The sequence below is a fragment of the Streptomyces montanus genome (genome assembly GCF_005786655.1).
GTDB lineage: Bacteria > Actinomycetota > Actinomycetes > Streptomycetales > Streptomycetaceae > Streptomyces > Streptomyces sporangiiformans.
This window is the reverse complement of record NZ_VBZC01000056.1, coordinates 26663-41529: the sequence shown is the minus strand read 5'-3', so window position 1 is coordinate 41529 and position 14867 is coordinate 26663. Positions and strand designations below refer to the sequence as shown.

Below are 14867 nucleotides of genomic sequence, written 5' to 3'. Positions count from 1 at the left end.
GCCAGTCTCGCACCCTTCGTCCGCCCCCATCCCGGTGGGGTCGGTTCCGGGTCGGTTCCCCGCAGGTCGCTCACCGGGGGGTGCGGCGCGCGGCCTCGTCCTCCACGGTGCGGTCACGCCCGGCCAGGATGCCCGTCACGATCTGCGGGATCATCAGGGCAGCCATGAGCGCGATGGGCAGCCCCCAACCGCCGCTGTGCTGGTAGAGCACGCCCACCAGGAGCGGGCCGGGGACCGAGATCAGATAGCCGGTGCTCTGCGCGAAGCCCGAGAGCTTCGCGACCCCCGCACCCGTCCTGGCCCGCATGCCGACCATGGTGAGGGCCAGCGGGAAGGCGCAGTTGGACACGCCCATCAGCAGGGCCCAGGCCCAGGCGCCGCCCGCCGGGGCGAAGTAGAGGCCGGCGTATCCGGCGAGGCCGCAGACCCCGAGGGCGATCACGATCGGTCCCTGGTGGGACAGGCGCGTGGCAAGCCGCGGGATGACGAAGGCCAGCGGCACTCCCATCGCCATCGTGACGGCCAGGAGCACTCCGGCCGTGCCCGCGGCGACACCCGCGTCACGGAAGATCTGCGCCATCCATCCCATCGTGATGTACGCGGCGGTGGCCTGGAGCCCGAAGAAGATGGCCAGCGCCCAGGCGGTACGGCTGTGGGCGATGCGCAGCGTGTCCTGCTCCGGGCGTGCCACGGGAGTCGATGCCTCACCGGCACGAGAAGCCTCGCGGGGCGCCGAAGCCTCGCGGGGCGCCGAAGCCTCACCGGCAGCCGAAGCGCCGCCGGCAGCCGAAGCCCCACTGAGAGCCGAAGCCGCTCCCCGTTCCCGTATGAGCGGGAGCCACGGGACCACGGCCACGGCCGCGATACCTGCCCACACCGCGAGGCCGGACTGCCAACTGCCGCCCAGGACCTCGGCCGCGGGCACCGTGACGGCGGCCGCCGCGGAGGTGCCGAGCGCCAGAGCCATGGAGTACAGGCCGGTCATGGAGCCGACCCGGTCCGGGAACCAGCGCTTGACGATCACCGGCATCAGGATGTTGCTGACCGCGATGCCCATCAGCGCGAGGGCGCTGGCGGCCAGGAAGCCCGTCGTACTCCCGGTGAAGGGCCGGATCGCGAGCCCCGCGGTGATGGCCACCATGCCGGCGCAGACAACGGGGACGGGCCCGAAACGGCGGGCGAGACGCGGTGCCATGACGCCGAAGACCGCGAAGCACAGCGGCGGCACGGAGGTGAGCAGTCCGGCGACGCTGCCGCTCATACCGAGGCCGTCGCGCACCTCTTCGAGGAGTGCCCCGAGGCTGGTGATGGCGGGGCGCAGATTGACGGCGGTGAGGACGAGACCGACGATCACCAGGCGCGTCATCCACGCGCGCGTGGCGGTTTCCTGGGAGTCGTCGGCGGTTCCGGATGAGCTGCGTATCGATGTGGATGTGGATGTGGACTTGGGTGCGGACCTCGTCCGGGTTTCCTCGCTAACCATGCACCCATCATAGAATCATGGGATGATTGATTGTCCACCGCCCCACGGAGGAGCAACATGCCGCTGAGCCACCCCCGCCGATCTGCGCTGTCCGAGCAGGTCATCGCCGAGCTGCGGAACCAGATCACCTCGGGCGAGTGGCCGGTCGGCTCCCGCATCCCCACCGAGCCCGAGCTGGTCGAGCAACTGGGCGTCGCCCGCAACACGGTCCGGGAGGCCGTGCGCGCGCTCGCGCACAACGGCCTGCTCGACATCCGCCAGGGTTCGGGGACCTACGTCGTGGCGACCAGTGAGCTGGCGGGCGTGATGCACCGCCGCTTCGCGGACGCCGATCAGCGGCACATCGCCGAGCTGCGCTCCACGCTGGAGTCGGGCGCCGCGAAACTGGCCGCCGAGCGTCGCACCGAGCGCGACCTGAAGCAGCTGGACGCGCTCCTGGTGCGCCGCGAGGTGGCGTGGGAGTCGGGCGACGCGGAGGCCTTCGTCACCGCCGACACGTCGTTCCACATGGCGGTGGTGGCCGCGTCCCACAACGACGTCATGACGGCGATGTACGCGGACCTGAGCGAGGTCCTGCGCGACTGGCTGCGCGACGATGTGGGCGAGGAGCTGACACCCGAGACGTACATGGACCACATGCGCCTGGTGGACGCGATTCGCGCGGGCGACACGGAGGCGGCCGCCACGGAGGCCGCGAGCTATCCGTTCCTCTGCCTCCCGAGGCGGTCGGTCACCTCTGGTGACTGACCCACGCCCCGTCACCTCCGGTGGCTGACCCACGCCGAACGGACCTCCTGCCAGCAGCGGCCCGTGAGGCGCACGGTCTGTGCGGGCCCGGCCTCGACCGAGCCCCCGTCGCTGTCGATGTCCCACCATCGCTCGCACTCGATGTGCAGGCCGACGCGGTCGACCTCGGGGTACGGGTTGTGGCAGTACGCGGTCACATACGAGCCGTCGACCGCGATCCGGCACTCGGCTCCGGAGGGCCTGTCGACGTGCACGCGCGCGTGGGGCGCCGTTTTCGTGGGGTGCGAGGCGGCGCGATGCGGAAGGGCGAACACGAGAGCGAGCGCGAGAACGAACACGAGAAGGAGCGCGGCCGGCAGCGGGGCGAAGCGCGGGGACAAGCGCACAAGGGGGACCTCCTCGGCCGTGCTGGGGAGGGGAACTCCTCTTCCAGGGTGCGCAGTTACCGCCTCTCACCGCCCGGCCGGTGGGCCGAACGGGTGACGCCCCGCCGCCCGCAGTGCGGGAAACGGGGCGTCGGGAACGTAAGACACGTGAACGCAAGACGCGTGAAGGTGCGAACGTAAGTCCGATCAGACGTCAGTCCGAACCGGCATCACGCGCCGATCGCGTGCAGACCGCCGTCCACGTGGATGATCTCGCCCGTGGTCTTCGGGAACCAGTCGCTCAGCAGGGCGACGACACCGCGGCCGGCCGGCTCGGGGTCCTTGAGGTCCCACTCCAGGGGTGCGCGGCTGTCCCACACGGCGGCCAGCTCGCTGAAGCCCGGGATGGACTTGGCGGCCATGGAGGCGAGGGGGCCCGCGGAGACGAGGTTGCAGCGGATGTTCTGCTTGCCCAGGTCGCGCGCCATGTAGCGGCTGGTGGCCTCCAGGGCGGCCTTGGCCGGGCCCATCCAGTCGTACTGCGGCCAGGCGTACTGCGCGTCGAAGGTGAGGCCGACGACGGAACCGCCGTTCTGCATCAGCGGCATGCAGGCCATGGTCAGCGACTTCAGGGAGTACGCCGAGACATGCATGGCGGTGGCGACGGACTCGAACGGGGTGTTGAGGAAGTTGCCACCGAGCGCGTCCTGGGGGGCGAAGCCGATGGAGTGGACGACGCCGTCGAGGCCGCCGAGCTCCTCGCCGACGATGTCGGCCAGCCGCCCGAGGTGCTCGTCGTTGGTGACGTCGAGCTCGATGACCTTGGTGGGCTTGGGGAGCTTCTTGGCGATGCGCTCGGTCAGCGTGGGCCGCGGGAACGCGGTCAGGATGATCTCGGCGCCCTGCTCCTGGGCCAGCTTCGCGGTGTGGAAGGCGATGGAGGACTCCATCAGCACACCGGTGATCAGGACGCGCTTACCCTCGAGAATTCCGCTCATGGTGATCAGTGACCCATGCCCAATCCGCCGTCAACCGGAATGACGGCTCCAGTGATGTACGAGGCGTCGTCCGAGGCAAGGAACCGCACGGTCGCGGCGATCTCCTCGGGCTGCGCGTACCGGCCGAGCGGCACCTGCTTCACGATGCCCTCGCGCTGGTCGTCGCTGAGCGCCTTGGTCATGTCGGTGTCGACGAAGCCGGGCGCGACGACGTTGAAGGTGATGTTGCGCGAGCCGAGCTCACGGGCGAGCGAGCGCGCGAAGCCGACCAGGCCCGCCTTGGAGGCGGCGTAGTTCGCCTGCCCGGGCGAACCGTACAGCCCGACGACCGACGAGATGAGCACGACGCGGCCCTTCTTGGCGCGCAGCATGCCCCGGTTGGCGCGCTTCACCACGCGGAAGGTGCCGGTGAGGTTGGTGTCGAGAACGGACGTGAAGTCCTCCTCGGACATGCGCATCAGCAGCTGGTCCTTGGTGACGCCGGCGTTGGCGATCAGCACCTCGACCGGACCGTGCTCGGCCTCGATCTCCTTGTAGGCCTGCTCCACCTGCTCGGCATCGGTGATGTCGCACTTGACGGCGAGGAAGCCCGCCGGGGGCTCCCCCGAGCGGTACGTGATCGCGACCTTGTCGCCCGCGTCGGCGAAAGCGCGGGCGATGGCGAGGCCGATGCCCCGGTTTCCTCCGGTGACGAGAACCGAGCGGCTCAACGGATCACCCTTTCGATAGCCGGTCTGGTACCTCGAAAACCTATCGGTCCGGCCCGCCCCGCGGAGAATCCACCATCGACAGTGGCTCCGCCCGGCTCCTGTCGGGTCTCTACAGTCGAGAGCCGCGCCTCGTCATGTGAGAGCCGGGTTCCCACAGCACTTCTTGTACTTGCGCCCCGACGCACACCAGCAGGGGCCGTTGCGCGGCGGCGGCCAGGCCTCGGCCCGTCCGGTACGCACGAGTTCGGCGGCGTATGCGGACCGTGTGCCCGGAAAGTCCGGAGATCCCCCGTTCGTCGCCGCGTACGCCTCCACGCCCCGCACCGTCGCCCGGCCGACCGCCAGCTGGGTCGCTCCCTCTTCCGACAGGTCCCGCAAGGTCCGTTCGACCTGCCGCAGATGACCGGCGTGGTCGTCGCCGTAGGCCTCGGCCGCCTTGGGCCAGCGTTCCAGCAGTCCGGAGAGCTCGTCCCGTGGCCAGTACAGAACGCATGTCGCGCGCGGACCGGCACGGACGGCATGGTTCTCCGACGACGCAGGGTCCAGCGCCTCGCCGATCTCGCGCTCCAGCATGTCGGGGCCATGCCCCTCCAGCCGCTTGAGCCGCAGCGGGTCGTGGAGTTCGTCGAGCGGGCGGACGCGGCCGAGCAGCGCGGACGCCCGGCGCTCGTGCAGTGCGTCGGCCACCGCGTCCCAGTCGTCGTGCGGCTCACCGAGCAGCCGCCGTACCCGGTGGCGGCCGGTCAGGAGCGTCTCCACGTCGTAGCCCTGGACGTGCGCCTCCACCACGTCCACCGTCACGGCGCTGCCCGCGCCGAGCACATGCGTCACGCCGGCCGTGTACCACTCGGCGGCCGTGGCGGTCGCGTCCTGCGCCTCGAAGGCCTCGGCGACGAAGGTCCAGGCGCCGGCGTGCCGCGGGTGCCGCCTGCGGAACCCCGCCGCCGCGGCGCGCGCCTCTTCGTCGCGCCCGGCGTCCCACAGCGTGCTGATCCGGTAGGCGTCCACCAGATCCCGTTCCTCGACGGCGTCGTCTCCGCCGCGCTCCAGCAGACGCTCGTACAGGGCCAGCGCGCTGTCGTACTCCCCCGCTTCGTTCCACGCGTCCGCTGCTTCCAGGAGCAGCTCTTCGCGATCCTCGGGGTGGCGTCCGGCCAGCCGCTCGTACTCCTCGGCGACCTGGGCGGGCTCGGGCGGAGGTGCGCCGGTGTGTCGTGCGGGAGTGGGCCCGTTCCCGCGCGCGCTCTTGCCGTTCCTACCGGCCGGGCGAGGACGCTTGCTGGACATGGGTTCACCGTATGAGCCCGGTGTGCGGGCCGCAGCCGCAGCGCGAAGTCCCGCCCGGACGCACGCCGGTGGAGGACCGCACGTTTTCCCGGGAAACCGACCGACGAGTCATGATTCACTGCCCGTGACGGTCAATAACAGGAGAGCCCTCCCACTCCCGAAGGGACCCACCCGTGCCCCACGAAGTCGATCAGTCATTCCTGGCACTACCCCTGAGGGCCCTGGCCGACGCCGCGCTCGCGCGGGCCCGGGCGCTGGGCGCCGAGCATGCGGACTTCCGGTTCGAGCGGGTGCGCAGCGCGGCCTGGCGGCTGCGGGACGCCAAGCCCGCGGGGTCGTCGGACACGACCGATCTGGGGTTCGCGGTGCGGGTGGTGCACGGCGGGACGTGGGGGTTCGCGTCCGGCGTGGATCTGACCATGGACGCCGCCGCGAAGGTCGCGTCGCAGGCCGTGGCGATGGCCAAGCTGTCGGCCCAGGTGATCAAGGCGGCGGGCTCCGACGAGCGCGTCGAACTCGCCGACGAGCCGGTGCACGCGGAGAAGACCTGGGTCTCCTCGTACGAGATCGACCCCTTCTCCGTGCCGGACGACGAGAAGGTGGGGCTGCTCACGGACTGGAGCGCGCGACTGCTGGCGGCCCAGGGGGTCAGCCACGTGGACGCCTCACTCCTGACCGTGCACGAGAACAAGTTCTACGCCGATACCGCGGGCACCGTCACCACCCAGCAGCGCGTGCGGCTGCATCCGCAGCTCACGGCTGTCGCGGTCGACGAGTCGAGCGGCGAGTTCGACTCCATGCGGACGATCGCGCCGCCGGTCGGGCGCGGCTGGGAGTACCTGGTCGGCACCGGCTGGGACTGGGACTCGGAGCTGGGGCGGATCCCTGAGCTGCTCGCCGAGAAGATGCGGGCGCCGAGCGTCGAGGCGGGGGTGTACGACCTCGTCGTCGACCCGTCCAACCTGTGGCTGACGATCCACGAGTCCATCGGGCACGCCACCGAGCTGGACCGCGCGCTCGGTTACGAGGCCGCGTACGCGGGAACCTCCTTCGCCACCTTCGACAAGCTCGGCAAGCTGAGGTACGGCTCCGAGCTGATGAACGTCACCGGCGACCGCACGGCCGAGCACGGGCTCGCGACCATCGGGTACGACGACGAGGGCGTCGAGGGGCAGTCCTGGAACCTGGTGAAGGACGGGACTCTGGTCGGCTACCAACTGGACCGCAGGATCGCCAGGTTGACCGGGTTCGAGCGGTCCAACGGGTGCGCGTACGCCGACTCCCCGGGCCATGTGCCGGTGCAGCGCATGGCGAACGTGTCGCTCCAGCCCGATCCCGGCGGCCTGTCCACAGAGGATCTGATCGGCGGCGTCGACCGTGGGATCTACGTCGTCGGCGACCGGTCGTGGTCCATCGACATGCAGCGCTACAACTTCCAGTTCACCGGGCAGCGCTTCTTCAAGATCGAGAACGGTCGGATCGCGGGCCAGCTGCGGGACGTCGCGTACCAGGCGACGACCACCGACTTCTGGGGCTCGATGGCAGCGGTCGGCGGTCCCCAGACGTACGTCCTGGGCGGCGCCTTCAACTGCGGCAAGGCCCAGCCCGGCCAGGTCGCGGCGGTCTCGCACGGCTGCCCGTCGGCCCTCTTCAAGGGCGTCAACATCCTCAACACGACCCAGGAGGCCGGGCGATGAGCACCGCTTCGTCGACGACTACGAACAAGCCGCACGAAATCGTCGAGCGCGCCCTCGAACTGTCCCGGGCCGACGGCTGCGTCGTGATCGCCGACGAGCACTCGACCGCCAATCTGCGCTGGGCCGGCAACGCACTGACCACGAACGGGGTCACGCGCGGGCGCACGCTGACCGTCATCGCCACCGTCGACGGCCGCGAGGGCACCGCCTCCGGGGTCGTCTCGCGCTCGGCCGTGACCGCGGAGGATCTGGAGCCGCTCGTACGGGCCGCCGAGGCCGCGGCGCGGGGCGCGGGCCCGGCCGAGGACGCGCAGCCGCTGGTGACCGGGGTCGCCCAGTCCCCCGACTTCGCGGACGCACCCGCCGAGACCTCGTCGGCCGTCTTCACGGACTTCGCCCCGGCCCTCGGCGAATCGTTCGCCCGCGCGCGTGAGGGCGGGCGCGAGCTGTACGGCTTCGCCAACCACGAACTCGTGTCGAGCTATCTCGGTACGTCGACGGGGCTGCGCCTTCGGCACGACCAGCCCAACGGGACGCTGGAGTTGAACGCCAAGTCGCCGGACCGGATGCGCTCGGCGTGGGCGGGCCGTTCGACGCGCGACTTCAAGGACGTGGACCCGGCGGCGCTCGACGCGGAGCTGGCCATGCGCCTCGGCTGGGCGCAGAGGCGTATCGAACTGCCCGCCGGGCGGTACGAGACGCTGCTGCCGCCGACCGCCGTCGCGGACCTGCTGATCTACCAGATGTGGTCGTCGTCGGCCCGGGACGCGGCCGAGGGCCGGACGGTGTTCAGCAAGCCCGGCGGCGGGACGCGCGTCGGCGAGAAGCTCACCGAGCTGCCGCTGACGCTGCGCAGCGACCCGAACGAGCCCGGCCTGGAGTGCGCGCCCTTCGTGCTCGCCCACTCCTCCGGGGACGACTCCTCGGTGTTCGACAACGGGCTGCCCGTGCGGCCCACCGAGTGGGTCCGTGAGGGCGAGCTCGCGCATCTGACGAGCACCCGGCACAGCGCGGGTCTGACCGGGCTGCCGGTGGCCCCCGCCATCGGCAACGTGATCCTCGACGGCGGCCAGGACCGCTCGCTGGAGGAGATGGTCGCGGACACCGAGCGCGGGTTGCTGCTCACCTGCCTCTGGTACATCCGCGAGGTCGACCCGGCGACGCTGCTGCTGACCGGGCTGACCCGGGACGGCGTCTATCTCGTCGAGAACGGCGAGGTCACCGGGGAAGTGAACAACTTCCGGTTCAACGAGTCGCCGGTGGATCTGCTGGGGCGGGCGAGCGAGGCGGGGCGGACGGAGAAGACGCTGCCGAGGGAATGGAGCGACTGGTTCACCAGGGCCGCGATGCCTGCCCTGCGGGTGCCGGACTTCAATATGAGCTCCGTCAGTCAGGGCGTATGACGGTCGTGAAGCGTGCCGGTCGGGCGGGTCGGCCGGGACGCATGAGCGAGTGAGCTCTGTCGGTGGGGGCGTATAACCTCGTAGTCGGCTGTCACACGACCGCCCGAAGATCATCCAAGGAGATACGAGAACCGTGACGGACATCGTCGACGAGCTGAAGTGGCGCGGGCTGATCGCCCTGTCCACTGACGAGGACGCTTTGCGCAAGGCGCTCGCGGACGGTCCCGTCACGTTCTATTGCGGCTTCGACCCGACGGCCGCCAGTCTGCACGTCGGCCACCTGGTGCAGGTCCTCACCATGCGCCGCCTCCAGCGGGCGGGCCTGCGCCCGCTGGCCCTGGTGGGCGGGGCGACCGGCCAGATCGGCGACCCGCGCCCGACCGCCGAGCGCACGCTGAACGACCCGGAGACGGTCGCCAACTGGGTCAACCGGCTGCGCGCGCAGATCGAGCCGTTCCTGTCCTTCGAGGGTGAGAACCCCGCGGTGATGGTGAACAACCTGGACTGGACGGCCGGATTGTCGGCCATCGAGTTCCTGCGGGACATCGGCAAGCACTTCCGCGTCAACAAGATGCTCACGAAGGACTCCGTCGCCCGGCGCCTGGAGTCCGAGGAGGGCATCAGCTACACGGAGTTCAGCTACCAGCTGCTGCAGGGCATGGACTTCCTGGAGCTGTACCGCAGGTACGGCTGCACGCTCCAGCAGGGCGGCAGCGACCAGTGGGGCAACCTCACGGCGGGCCTGGACCTGATCCACCGCCTGGAGCCGCACGCCGAGGTCCACGCGATGGCGACGCCGCTGATGACCAAGGCGGACGGCACCAAGTTCGGCAAGACCGAGGGCGGCGCCATCTGGCTCGACCCCGAGATGACGACGCCGTACGCGTTCTACCAGTTCTGGCTGAACGCGGACGACCGGGACATCTCGTCGTACATGCGGATCCTCTCCTTCAAGTCCCGCGAGGAGCTGGAGGAACTGGAGAAGGTCACCGAGGAGCGCCCGCAGGCCCGGACCGCCCAGCGCGCGCTGGCCGAGGAGCTCACGACGCTGGTGCACGGAGCCGATCAGACGGCCGCGGTCATCGCCGCTTCCAAGGCCCTCTTCGGGCAGGGCGACCTGGCGGAGCTCGACGAGGCGACGCTGAGCGCGGCCCTCTCCGAGGTGCCGCACATCCAGGTCGCCGAGCTCGGCCCGGTGGTCGACCTCTTCGCCGGGGTCGGCCTGGTGCCCAGCAAGTCGGCCGCGCGCCGCACGGTCAAGGAGGGCGGCGCGTACGTGAACAACGCCAAGGTCGCCGGCGAGGACGCCGTCCCCGCCAAGGAGGACCTGCTGCACGGTCGCTGGCTGGTGCTGCGCCGGGGCAAGAAGAACCTGGCGGCGGTGGAGGTCACCGGGGGCTGAGCGCGGCGCGCACCTGCGCGGGTGAAGGGGGTGGCCGGACGGCCACCCCCTTCGTCGTACGTCAGGCGCCCTGTTTCATCTGGGGGCCTTCTGTCTGCCGCCCCGGATCGCTGTGTACATCATGTCGCCGAAGAAGACGACGACGATCGCGGCGGCGAGCTGGAGGCCGTGCCGGCCCCAGTCGATGCCGTCGGTCTCGGCGATCCCGATGCCCCGGGCGATGGAGTTGCCGACGACGGCACCGATGATCCCGAAGATCGTGGTCAGCCAGAGCGGGCTGTGCTGCCTGCCCGGAATGATCGCCTTGGCCAGCAGGCCGAGCACGAACCCCACGATGATCGCCCACAACCAGCCCATGGCTGCCTCCTGTACGGCTCCGCGTGAGCACTACACCCAGTTTCGTCCGGTCCGCCATACGGTGCATGTCGGGCGCGCCCGTACGCGGTGTGGCGCAAGGGCTCCGCGCGGAGGAGAGGGGCGACCCGGTCTCGTAGGAGGCGCGGCCGCGGCGTAACGTGGTCCTTGTTCGGGCCCGGTTCTCCTTGCTCTTGACCGGGTGCGGACCTGGTACGGGCAGGGGAGCGTCCGATACAGGCAGGCGGTGGAACGTGATGCGGAAGCACAGCAACGTCGAGGTCTTCCGGATCACCGGAGCCCGGCAGGGACTCGCCGACGACGTACGCGGACGGCAGCGTCGCTATGTCATCTCCATGTCCGTCCGCACGGTCGCCGTGATCCTCGCGGCCACTCTCTGGAACGTCGAGCGGCCCGTCGCCATCGTCGCCCTCGTGCTCGGCGGCATCCTCCCGTACATCGCCGTGGTGATCGCCAACGCGGGCCGTGAGAACGCACCCTCGCTGCCGTCGACGTTCGTCACCACGCCGACCCGGCCGATGCTCACCCCGCCCCCGGCGGGCGGCCCCGCGGAATCCGTTCCGGAGGATGCCGGGAAATCCGTTCCGGGAGACGGGGCGGGGTCCGTCCCGGAGGACGTCGCGGCCGATTCCTCGGCAGGGTTCCGGAGCGGGCAGCACGACCGGACCTGACCACGGCGGATCCGCTGCGGCCCGGGTCAGGGACGGCACCAAGCTCAAGAAAAGCTCAGATCAATCATGTTGTTCAGGTGCCGGGCACGGGGTTACCCGTGACATACTTCGTACGCGCTCCGCATCCCCCGTCGGAGCGACGGACCGACGCCGGGCAGCTCCCCCCGTGGCTGCTCGGCGTCGCCTTTTCCCGGGTTAGGGTCGGGGGCGTGATTCTGAACCTGCCCGGCTCCGATCCGTCCTCGCCCATCTGCTCGGCCAAGGGCTGCCGGGCCGACGCGGTGTGGGTGCTCGCGTGGAACAACCCGAAGCTGCACACACCGGACCGTCGCAAGACCTGGCTCGCGTGCGAGGAGCACCGCGAGCACCTGTCCAAGTTCCTCGCCATCCGCGGGTTCTTGAAGGACGTCGTGCTCCTGGAGGAATGGGAGCCCCAGGAGCCCCAGGAGCCCCAGGAACATCAGGAGCCCCCGACGTCCCCCTAGGCCCTGTCGGCCTAGCCTCCGATCGCCGACATCGGTCGCTCCGGCTGGACGAACGACGGGTCGTCGAGGCCGGCGCCCGCTTTCTTGCCCCACATCGCCAGCTTCCAGATGCGGGCGATCTCCTCGTCCGGCGCGTCCGAGCGCAGGGCGGCCCGCAGGTCGGTCTCCTCCGTGGCGAACAGGCAGGTGCGGACCTGGCCGTCGGCCGTCAGCCTCGTGCGGTCGCAGGCCGAGCAGAACGGGCGGGTGACGGAGGCGATCACGCCGACGCGGTGCGGCCCGCCGTCGACCATCCAGCGCTCGGCGGGCGCGGAGCCACGCTCCTCGGATCCCTCGGCCGTGAGCGCGAAGCGCGTACGCAGCGAGGCCAGGATGTCGCCCGCGGTGACCATGCCCTCGCGCTTCCAGCCGTGCTGGGCGTCGAGGGGCATCTGCTCTATGAACCGCAGTTCGTAGTCGTGCTCCACGGCCCAGGCGAGCAGGTCCGGGGCCTCGTCGTCGTTCAGCCCCGGCATCAGGACGGAGTTGACCTTGACCGGGTCCAGGCCGGCGTCGCGGGCGGCCCGGAGGCCGTCGAGGACGTCCTTGTGGCGGTCGCGGCGTGTGAGGGTCTTGAAGACGTCGGGGCGCAGGGTGTCCAGCGAGACGTTGACCCGGTCCAGGCCCGCTGCCTTCAGGGCGGTCGCCGTGCGCTTGAGGCCGATGCCGTTGGTCGTCAGGGACATCTGGGGGCGCGGCTCCAGGGCGGCCACGCGCTCCACGATGCCGACGAGGCCGGGGCGCAGCAGGGGCTCGCCGCCGGTGAAGCGGACCTCGGTGATGCCCAGTTCCCGTACCGCGATGTCGATGAGGCGGACTATCTCGTCGTCCGTGAGCAGGTCGGGCTTGGCCAGCCACTGCAGGCCCTCCTCGGGCATGCAGTACGTACACCTCAGATTGCAGCGGTCCGTCAGTGACACACGCAGGTCGGTTGCCACCCGGCCGTAGGTGTCGATGAGCACGTCGGCCCCTCCCTGAATGCGGATTGATGCGGATCAGATACAGGCGAGCCTACGTGACGGGACTGACAACGACAGCAGCCAGATCCCACGAGACGCGAAACGGCCGCGTCGTAGCTCTCTACGACGCGGCCGCGGTGCGAGATCTCAGAGAGGCCTCAGTGGGCCCCGGTGCCCGTGAGCGAGCGCACCTCCAACTCGGCGTACTTGCCGGTGTCCGGCTCCTCCTTGGACACGAGCGTGCCGATCCAGCCCAGCAGGAAGCCGACCGGGATCGAGATGATGCCCGGGTTCTCCAGCGGGAACCAGTGGAAGTCGACGTCCGGGAACATCGAGGTGGCCTTGCCGGAGACCACCGGCGAGAACAGCACCAGGCCGACCGCCGTGACGAGGCCGCCGTAGATCGACCACAACGCGCCCTGGGTGGTGAACCGCTTCCAGAAGAGGCTGTAGAGGATGGTCGGCAGGTTGGCGGACGCGGCGACCGCGAAGGCGAGCGCGACCAGGCCGGCCACGTTCAGGTCACGGGCCATGGCGCCGAGGGCGATGGAGACGATGCCGATGGCGACCGTCGCGTACCGGGCGGCGTTGACCTCTTCCTTCTCGGTGGCCTTGCCCTTCCTGATGACGTTCGCGTAGATGTCGTGCGCGAACGAGGAGGACGAGGCGAGGGTCAGGCCCGCGACGACCGCGAGGATCGTGGCGAACGCGACCGCGGAGATGGTGGCGAGCAGGATCGCGCCCCAGGCCGAATCGACGCCGCCGAGATGCAGGGCGAGGAGCGGCGCGGCCGTGTTGCCCGCGGGGTTGGATTCGACGATCTCTGCCTTGGAGATGAGGGCCGCCGCGCCGAAGCCGAGCGCGATGGTCATCAGGTAGAAGCCGCCGATGATGCCGATCGCCCAGTTCACGGACTTACGGGCGGCCTTGGCGTTGGGCACCGTGTAGAAGCGGATCAGGATGTGCGGCAGGCCCGCGGTACCCAGTACCAGCGCGATGCCCAGGGAGATGAAGTCGATCTTCGAGGTGGTGGTGAGGCCGTACTTCAGACCGGGCTCCAGGAAGGCCGATCCCCCACCGCTGTTCTTGGCCGCCTCGCCGAGCAGGTCGGAGACGTTGAAGTTGAACTTGAGCAGCACCAGGAAGGTGATGAGCAGGGTGCCGCCGATGAGCAGCACGGCCTTGACCATCTGGACCCAGGTGGTGCCCTTCATGCCGCCGATGGTGACGTACACGATCATCAGGATGCCGACCAGGGCGACGATGCCGATCTTCCCGGCGTCGCTGGTGATGCCGAGCAGCAGCGAGACCAGTACACCCGCGCCCGCCATCTGCGCCAGCAGGTAGAAGATCGAGACGACGATCGTGGAGGTACCGGCCGCCGTACGCACCGGGCGCTGGCGCATGCGGTACGCGAGGACGTCGCCCATCGTGTACCGGCCGGAGTTGCGCAGCGGCTCGGCGACCAGGAGCAGCGCCACCAGCCAGGCGACGAGGAAGCCGATGGAGTAGAGGAAGCCGTCGTATCCGAAGAGGGCGATCGCGCCCGCGATGCCCAGGAAGGACGCGGCGGACATGTAGTCGCCGGAGACGGCGAGCCCGTTCTGGAACGCGCTGAACTGACGGCCGCCCGCGTAGAAGTCGGCGGCGTCCTTCGTCTGCCGGCCGGCCCACACGGTGATGACGAGGGTGGCGACGACGAAGACGGCGAACAGGGAGATGATCAGCGGCCGGTGCTCGCTGGCCTCCCCCGCCGCAAGCTGGAAATGGGTGATCGCGGGGCTCATGCGCCGCCCTCCATCCGGGACTTGATCGCCTCAGCCTTGGGGTCGAGCTTGGCGGAGGAGTGCCGCTCGTACCACCAGGCGATGAGGAACGTGGTGAGGAACTGGGCGAGGCCCAGGATGAACGCGACGTTGAAATTGCCGACGACCTTGGTGCCCATGAAATCGCCCGCGTAGTTCGACAGCAGGACGTACAGCAGGTACCAGGCGATGAAGCCGATGGTCAGCGGGAAGGCGAAGGAGCGATGGGAGCGGCGTAGTTCACCGAACTCAGCGCTCTCCTGCACCTCGACGAACTCCTCGGTGGTGGGGAGCTGAGGTTGGGATTTCGAGGGGGGCGGTGCGTCGGTAGCCACGGAGTCTCCTCGCGTTGCGGATGCGGTTGCCGCTTGGGAACCGGGTGAAGGTGAGTTGGCGGACGGGCTCGGTACGGACATTGCTTTCTTTCTGACCTCACGAAGT

The 14867-nt window shown here is 69.9% G+C and carries 15 protein-coding genes; 6 read left to right on the top strand and 9 right to left on the bottom strand.

All coding sequences use genetic code 11. The features are described 5' to 3' along the window. Window positions 1-70 precede the first annotated feature (70 nt). On the bottom strand, window positions 71-1483 hold the full coding sequence (locus FE633_RS36350; RefSeq protein WP_138049438.1) for a CynX/NimT family MFS transporter: 1413 nt from the start codon (window positions 1481-1483) through the stop codon (window positions 71-73). 57 nt (window positions 1484-1540) lie between these two features. Between FE633_RS36350 and FE633_RS36345 the strand changes: the two genes are divergently transcribed. Then, on the top strand, window positions 1541-2230 hold the full coding sequence (locus FE633_RS36345) for a FadR/GntR family transcriptional regulator (RefSeq protein WP_138049437.1): 690 nt from the start codon (window positions 1541-1543) through the stop codon (window positions 2228-2230). A gap of 11 nt (window positions 2231-2241) precedes the next feature. Here FE633_RS36345 and FE633_RS36340 read toward each other — a convergent pair whose 3' ends face one another. The 4 genes from FE633_RS36340 to FE633_RS36325 form a co-directional block, all read right to left on the bottom strand. Continuing rightward, on the bottom strand, window positions 2242-2616 hold the full coding sequence (locus FE633_RS36340; protein ID WP_138049436.1) for a hypothetical protein: 375 nt from the start codon (window positions 2614-2616) through the stop codon (window positions 2242-2244). Window positions 2617-2825: 209 nt separating this feature from the next. Next, window positions 2826-3593: an enoyl-ACP reductase FabI gene (fabI, locus tag FE633_RS36335; protein WP_138049435.1), complete on the bottom strand. Its 768-nt coding sequence runs from the start codon at window positions 3591-3593 to the stop codon at window positions 2826-2828. A 5-nt stretch (window positions 3594-3598) separates the two neighbouring features. Further along, entirely contained in the window at window positions 3599-4303 is a 705-nt protein-coding gene (gene fabG / locus FE633_RS36330) for a 3-oxoacyl-[acyl-carrier-protein] reductase (protein ID WP_138049434.1), read from the bottom strand. A gap of 132 nt (window positions 4304-4435) precedes the next feature. After that, on the bottom strand, window positions 4436-5590 hold the full coding sequence (locus FE633_RS36325) for an SEC-C domain-containing protein (RefSeq protein ID WP_138049433.1): 1155 nt from the start codon (window positions 5588-5590) through the stop codon (window positions 4436-4438). Between the two features lie 173 nt (window positions 5591-5763). Between FE633_RS36325 and FE633_RS36320 the strand changes: the two genes are divergently transcribed. The 3 genes from FE633_RS36320 to tyrS all read left to right on the top strand — a co-directional run bounded on the left by FE633_RS36320 (window position 5764) and on the right by tyrS (window position 10092). Further along, window positions 5764-7287 carry a TldD/PmbA family protein gene (locus FE633_RS36320; protein WP_138049432.1) on the top strand — a complete coding sequence of 508 codons (1524 nt, stop codon included), beginning with the start codon at window positions 5764-5766 and terminating at the stop codon, window positions 7285-7287. Continuing rightward, complete coding sequence (locus FE633_RS36315) at window positions 7284-8690, top strand: metallopeptidase TldD-related protein (RefSeq protein WP_138049431.1); 1407 nt, start codon at window positions 7284-7286, stop codon at window positions 8688-8690. Before FE633_RS36320 ends, FE633_RS36315 begins: the two co-directional genes overlap by 4 nt. Before the next feature lie 133 nt (window positions 8691-8823). Further along, window positions 8824-10092 (top strand): tyrosine--tRNA ligase, encoded by a 1269-nt coding sequence (gene tyrS / locus FE633_RS36310; protein WP_138049430.1) that lies wholly within the window; start codon window positions 8824-8826, stop codon window positions 10090-10092. A 75-nt stretch (window positions 10093-10167) separates the two neighbouring features. Here tyrS and FE633_RS36305 read toward each other — a convergent pair whose 3' ends face one another. Continuing rightward, on the bottom strand, window positions 10168-10449 hold the full coding sequence (locus FE633_RS36305; RefSeq protein WP_119102772.1) for a GlsB/YeaQ/YmgE family stress response membrane protein: 282 nt from the start codon (window positions 10447-10449) through the stop codon (window positions 10168-10170). Between the two features lie 254 nt (window positions 10450-10703). Here FE633_RS36305 and FE633_RS36300 point away from each other — a divergent pair, with 254 nt between their 5' ends. Together FE633_RS36300 and FE633_RS36295 are read left to right on the top strand one after the other, a co-directional pair. Further along, a complete protein-coding gene (locus FE633_RS36300) occupies window positions 10704-11138 on the top strand; it encodes a DUF3099 domain-containing protein (RefSeq protein ID WP_138049429.1) in 435 nt (144 codons plus the stop codon). 209 nt (window positions 11139-11347) lie between these two features. Next, window positions 11348-11623, top strand: coding sequence for a hypothetical protein (locus FE633_RS36295; protein WP_138049428.1), 276 nt, complete (start codon window positions 11348-11350; stop codon window positions 11621-11623). Between the two features lie 11 nt (window positions 11624-11634). On the opposite strand, the gene moaA is transcribed toward FE633_RS36295, so the two are convergent. The 3 genes from moaA to FE633_RS36280 all read right to left on the bottom strand — a co-directional run bounded on the left by moaA (window position 11635) and on the right by FE633_RS36280 (window position 14761). Further along, a complete protein-coding gene (moaA, locus tag FE633_RS36290) occupies window positions 11635-12624 on the bottom strand; it encodes a GTP 3',8-cyclase MoaA (RefSeq protein ID WP_138049427.1) in 990 nt (329 codons plus the stop codon). Window positions 12625-12779: 155 nt separating this feature from the next. After that, window positions 12780-14408 (bottom strand): solute symporter family protein, encoded by a 1629-nt coding sequence (locus tag FE633_RS36285; protein WP_138049426.1) that lies wholly within the window; start codon window positions 14406-14408, stop codon window positions 12780-12782. Further along, a complete protein-coding gene (locus FE633_RS36280) occupies window positions 14405-14761 on the bottom strand; it encodes a DUF485 domain-containing protein (protein ID WP_138049425.1) in 357 nt (118 codons plus the stop codon). Before FE633_RS36280 ends, FE633_RS36285 begins: the two co-directional genes overlap by 4 nt. Between the last annotated feature and the right edge of the window lie 106 nt (window positions 14762-14867).

Coding starts and splice junctions, on each gene's coding strand:
- FE633_RS36350 (WP_138049438.1), bottom strand. CDS start 1,483: ATGGTTAGCGAGGAAACCCGGACGAGGTCCGCACCCAAGTCCACATCC.
- FE633_RS36345 (WP_138049437.1), top strand. CDS start 1,541: ATGCCGCTGAGCCACCCCCGCCGATCTGCGCTGTCCGAGCAGGTCATC.
- fabI (WP_138049435.1), bottom strand. CDS start 3,593: ATGAGCGGAATTCTCGAGGGTAAGCGCGTCCTGATCACCGGTGTGCTG.
- FE633_RS36325 (WP_138049433.1), bottom strand. CDS start 5,590: ATGTCCAGCAAGCGTCCTCGCCCGGCCGGTAGGAACGGCAAGAGCGCG.
- FE633_RS36315 (WP_138049431.1), top strand. CDS start 7,284: ATGAGCACCGCTTCGTCGACGACTACGAACAAGCCGCACGAAATCGTC.
- FE633_RS36305 (WP_119102772.1), bottom strand. CDS start 10,449: ATGGGCTGGTTGTGGGCGATCATCGTGGGGTTCGTGCTCGGCCTGCTG.
- FE633_RS36300 (WP_138049429.1), top strand. CDS start 10,704: ATGCGGAAGCACAGCAACGTCGAGGTCTTCCGGATCACCGGAGCCCGG.
- FE633_RS36285 (WP_138049426.1), bottom strand. CDS start 14,408: ATGAGCCCCGCGATCACCCATTTCCAGCTTGCGGCGGGGGAGGCCAGC.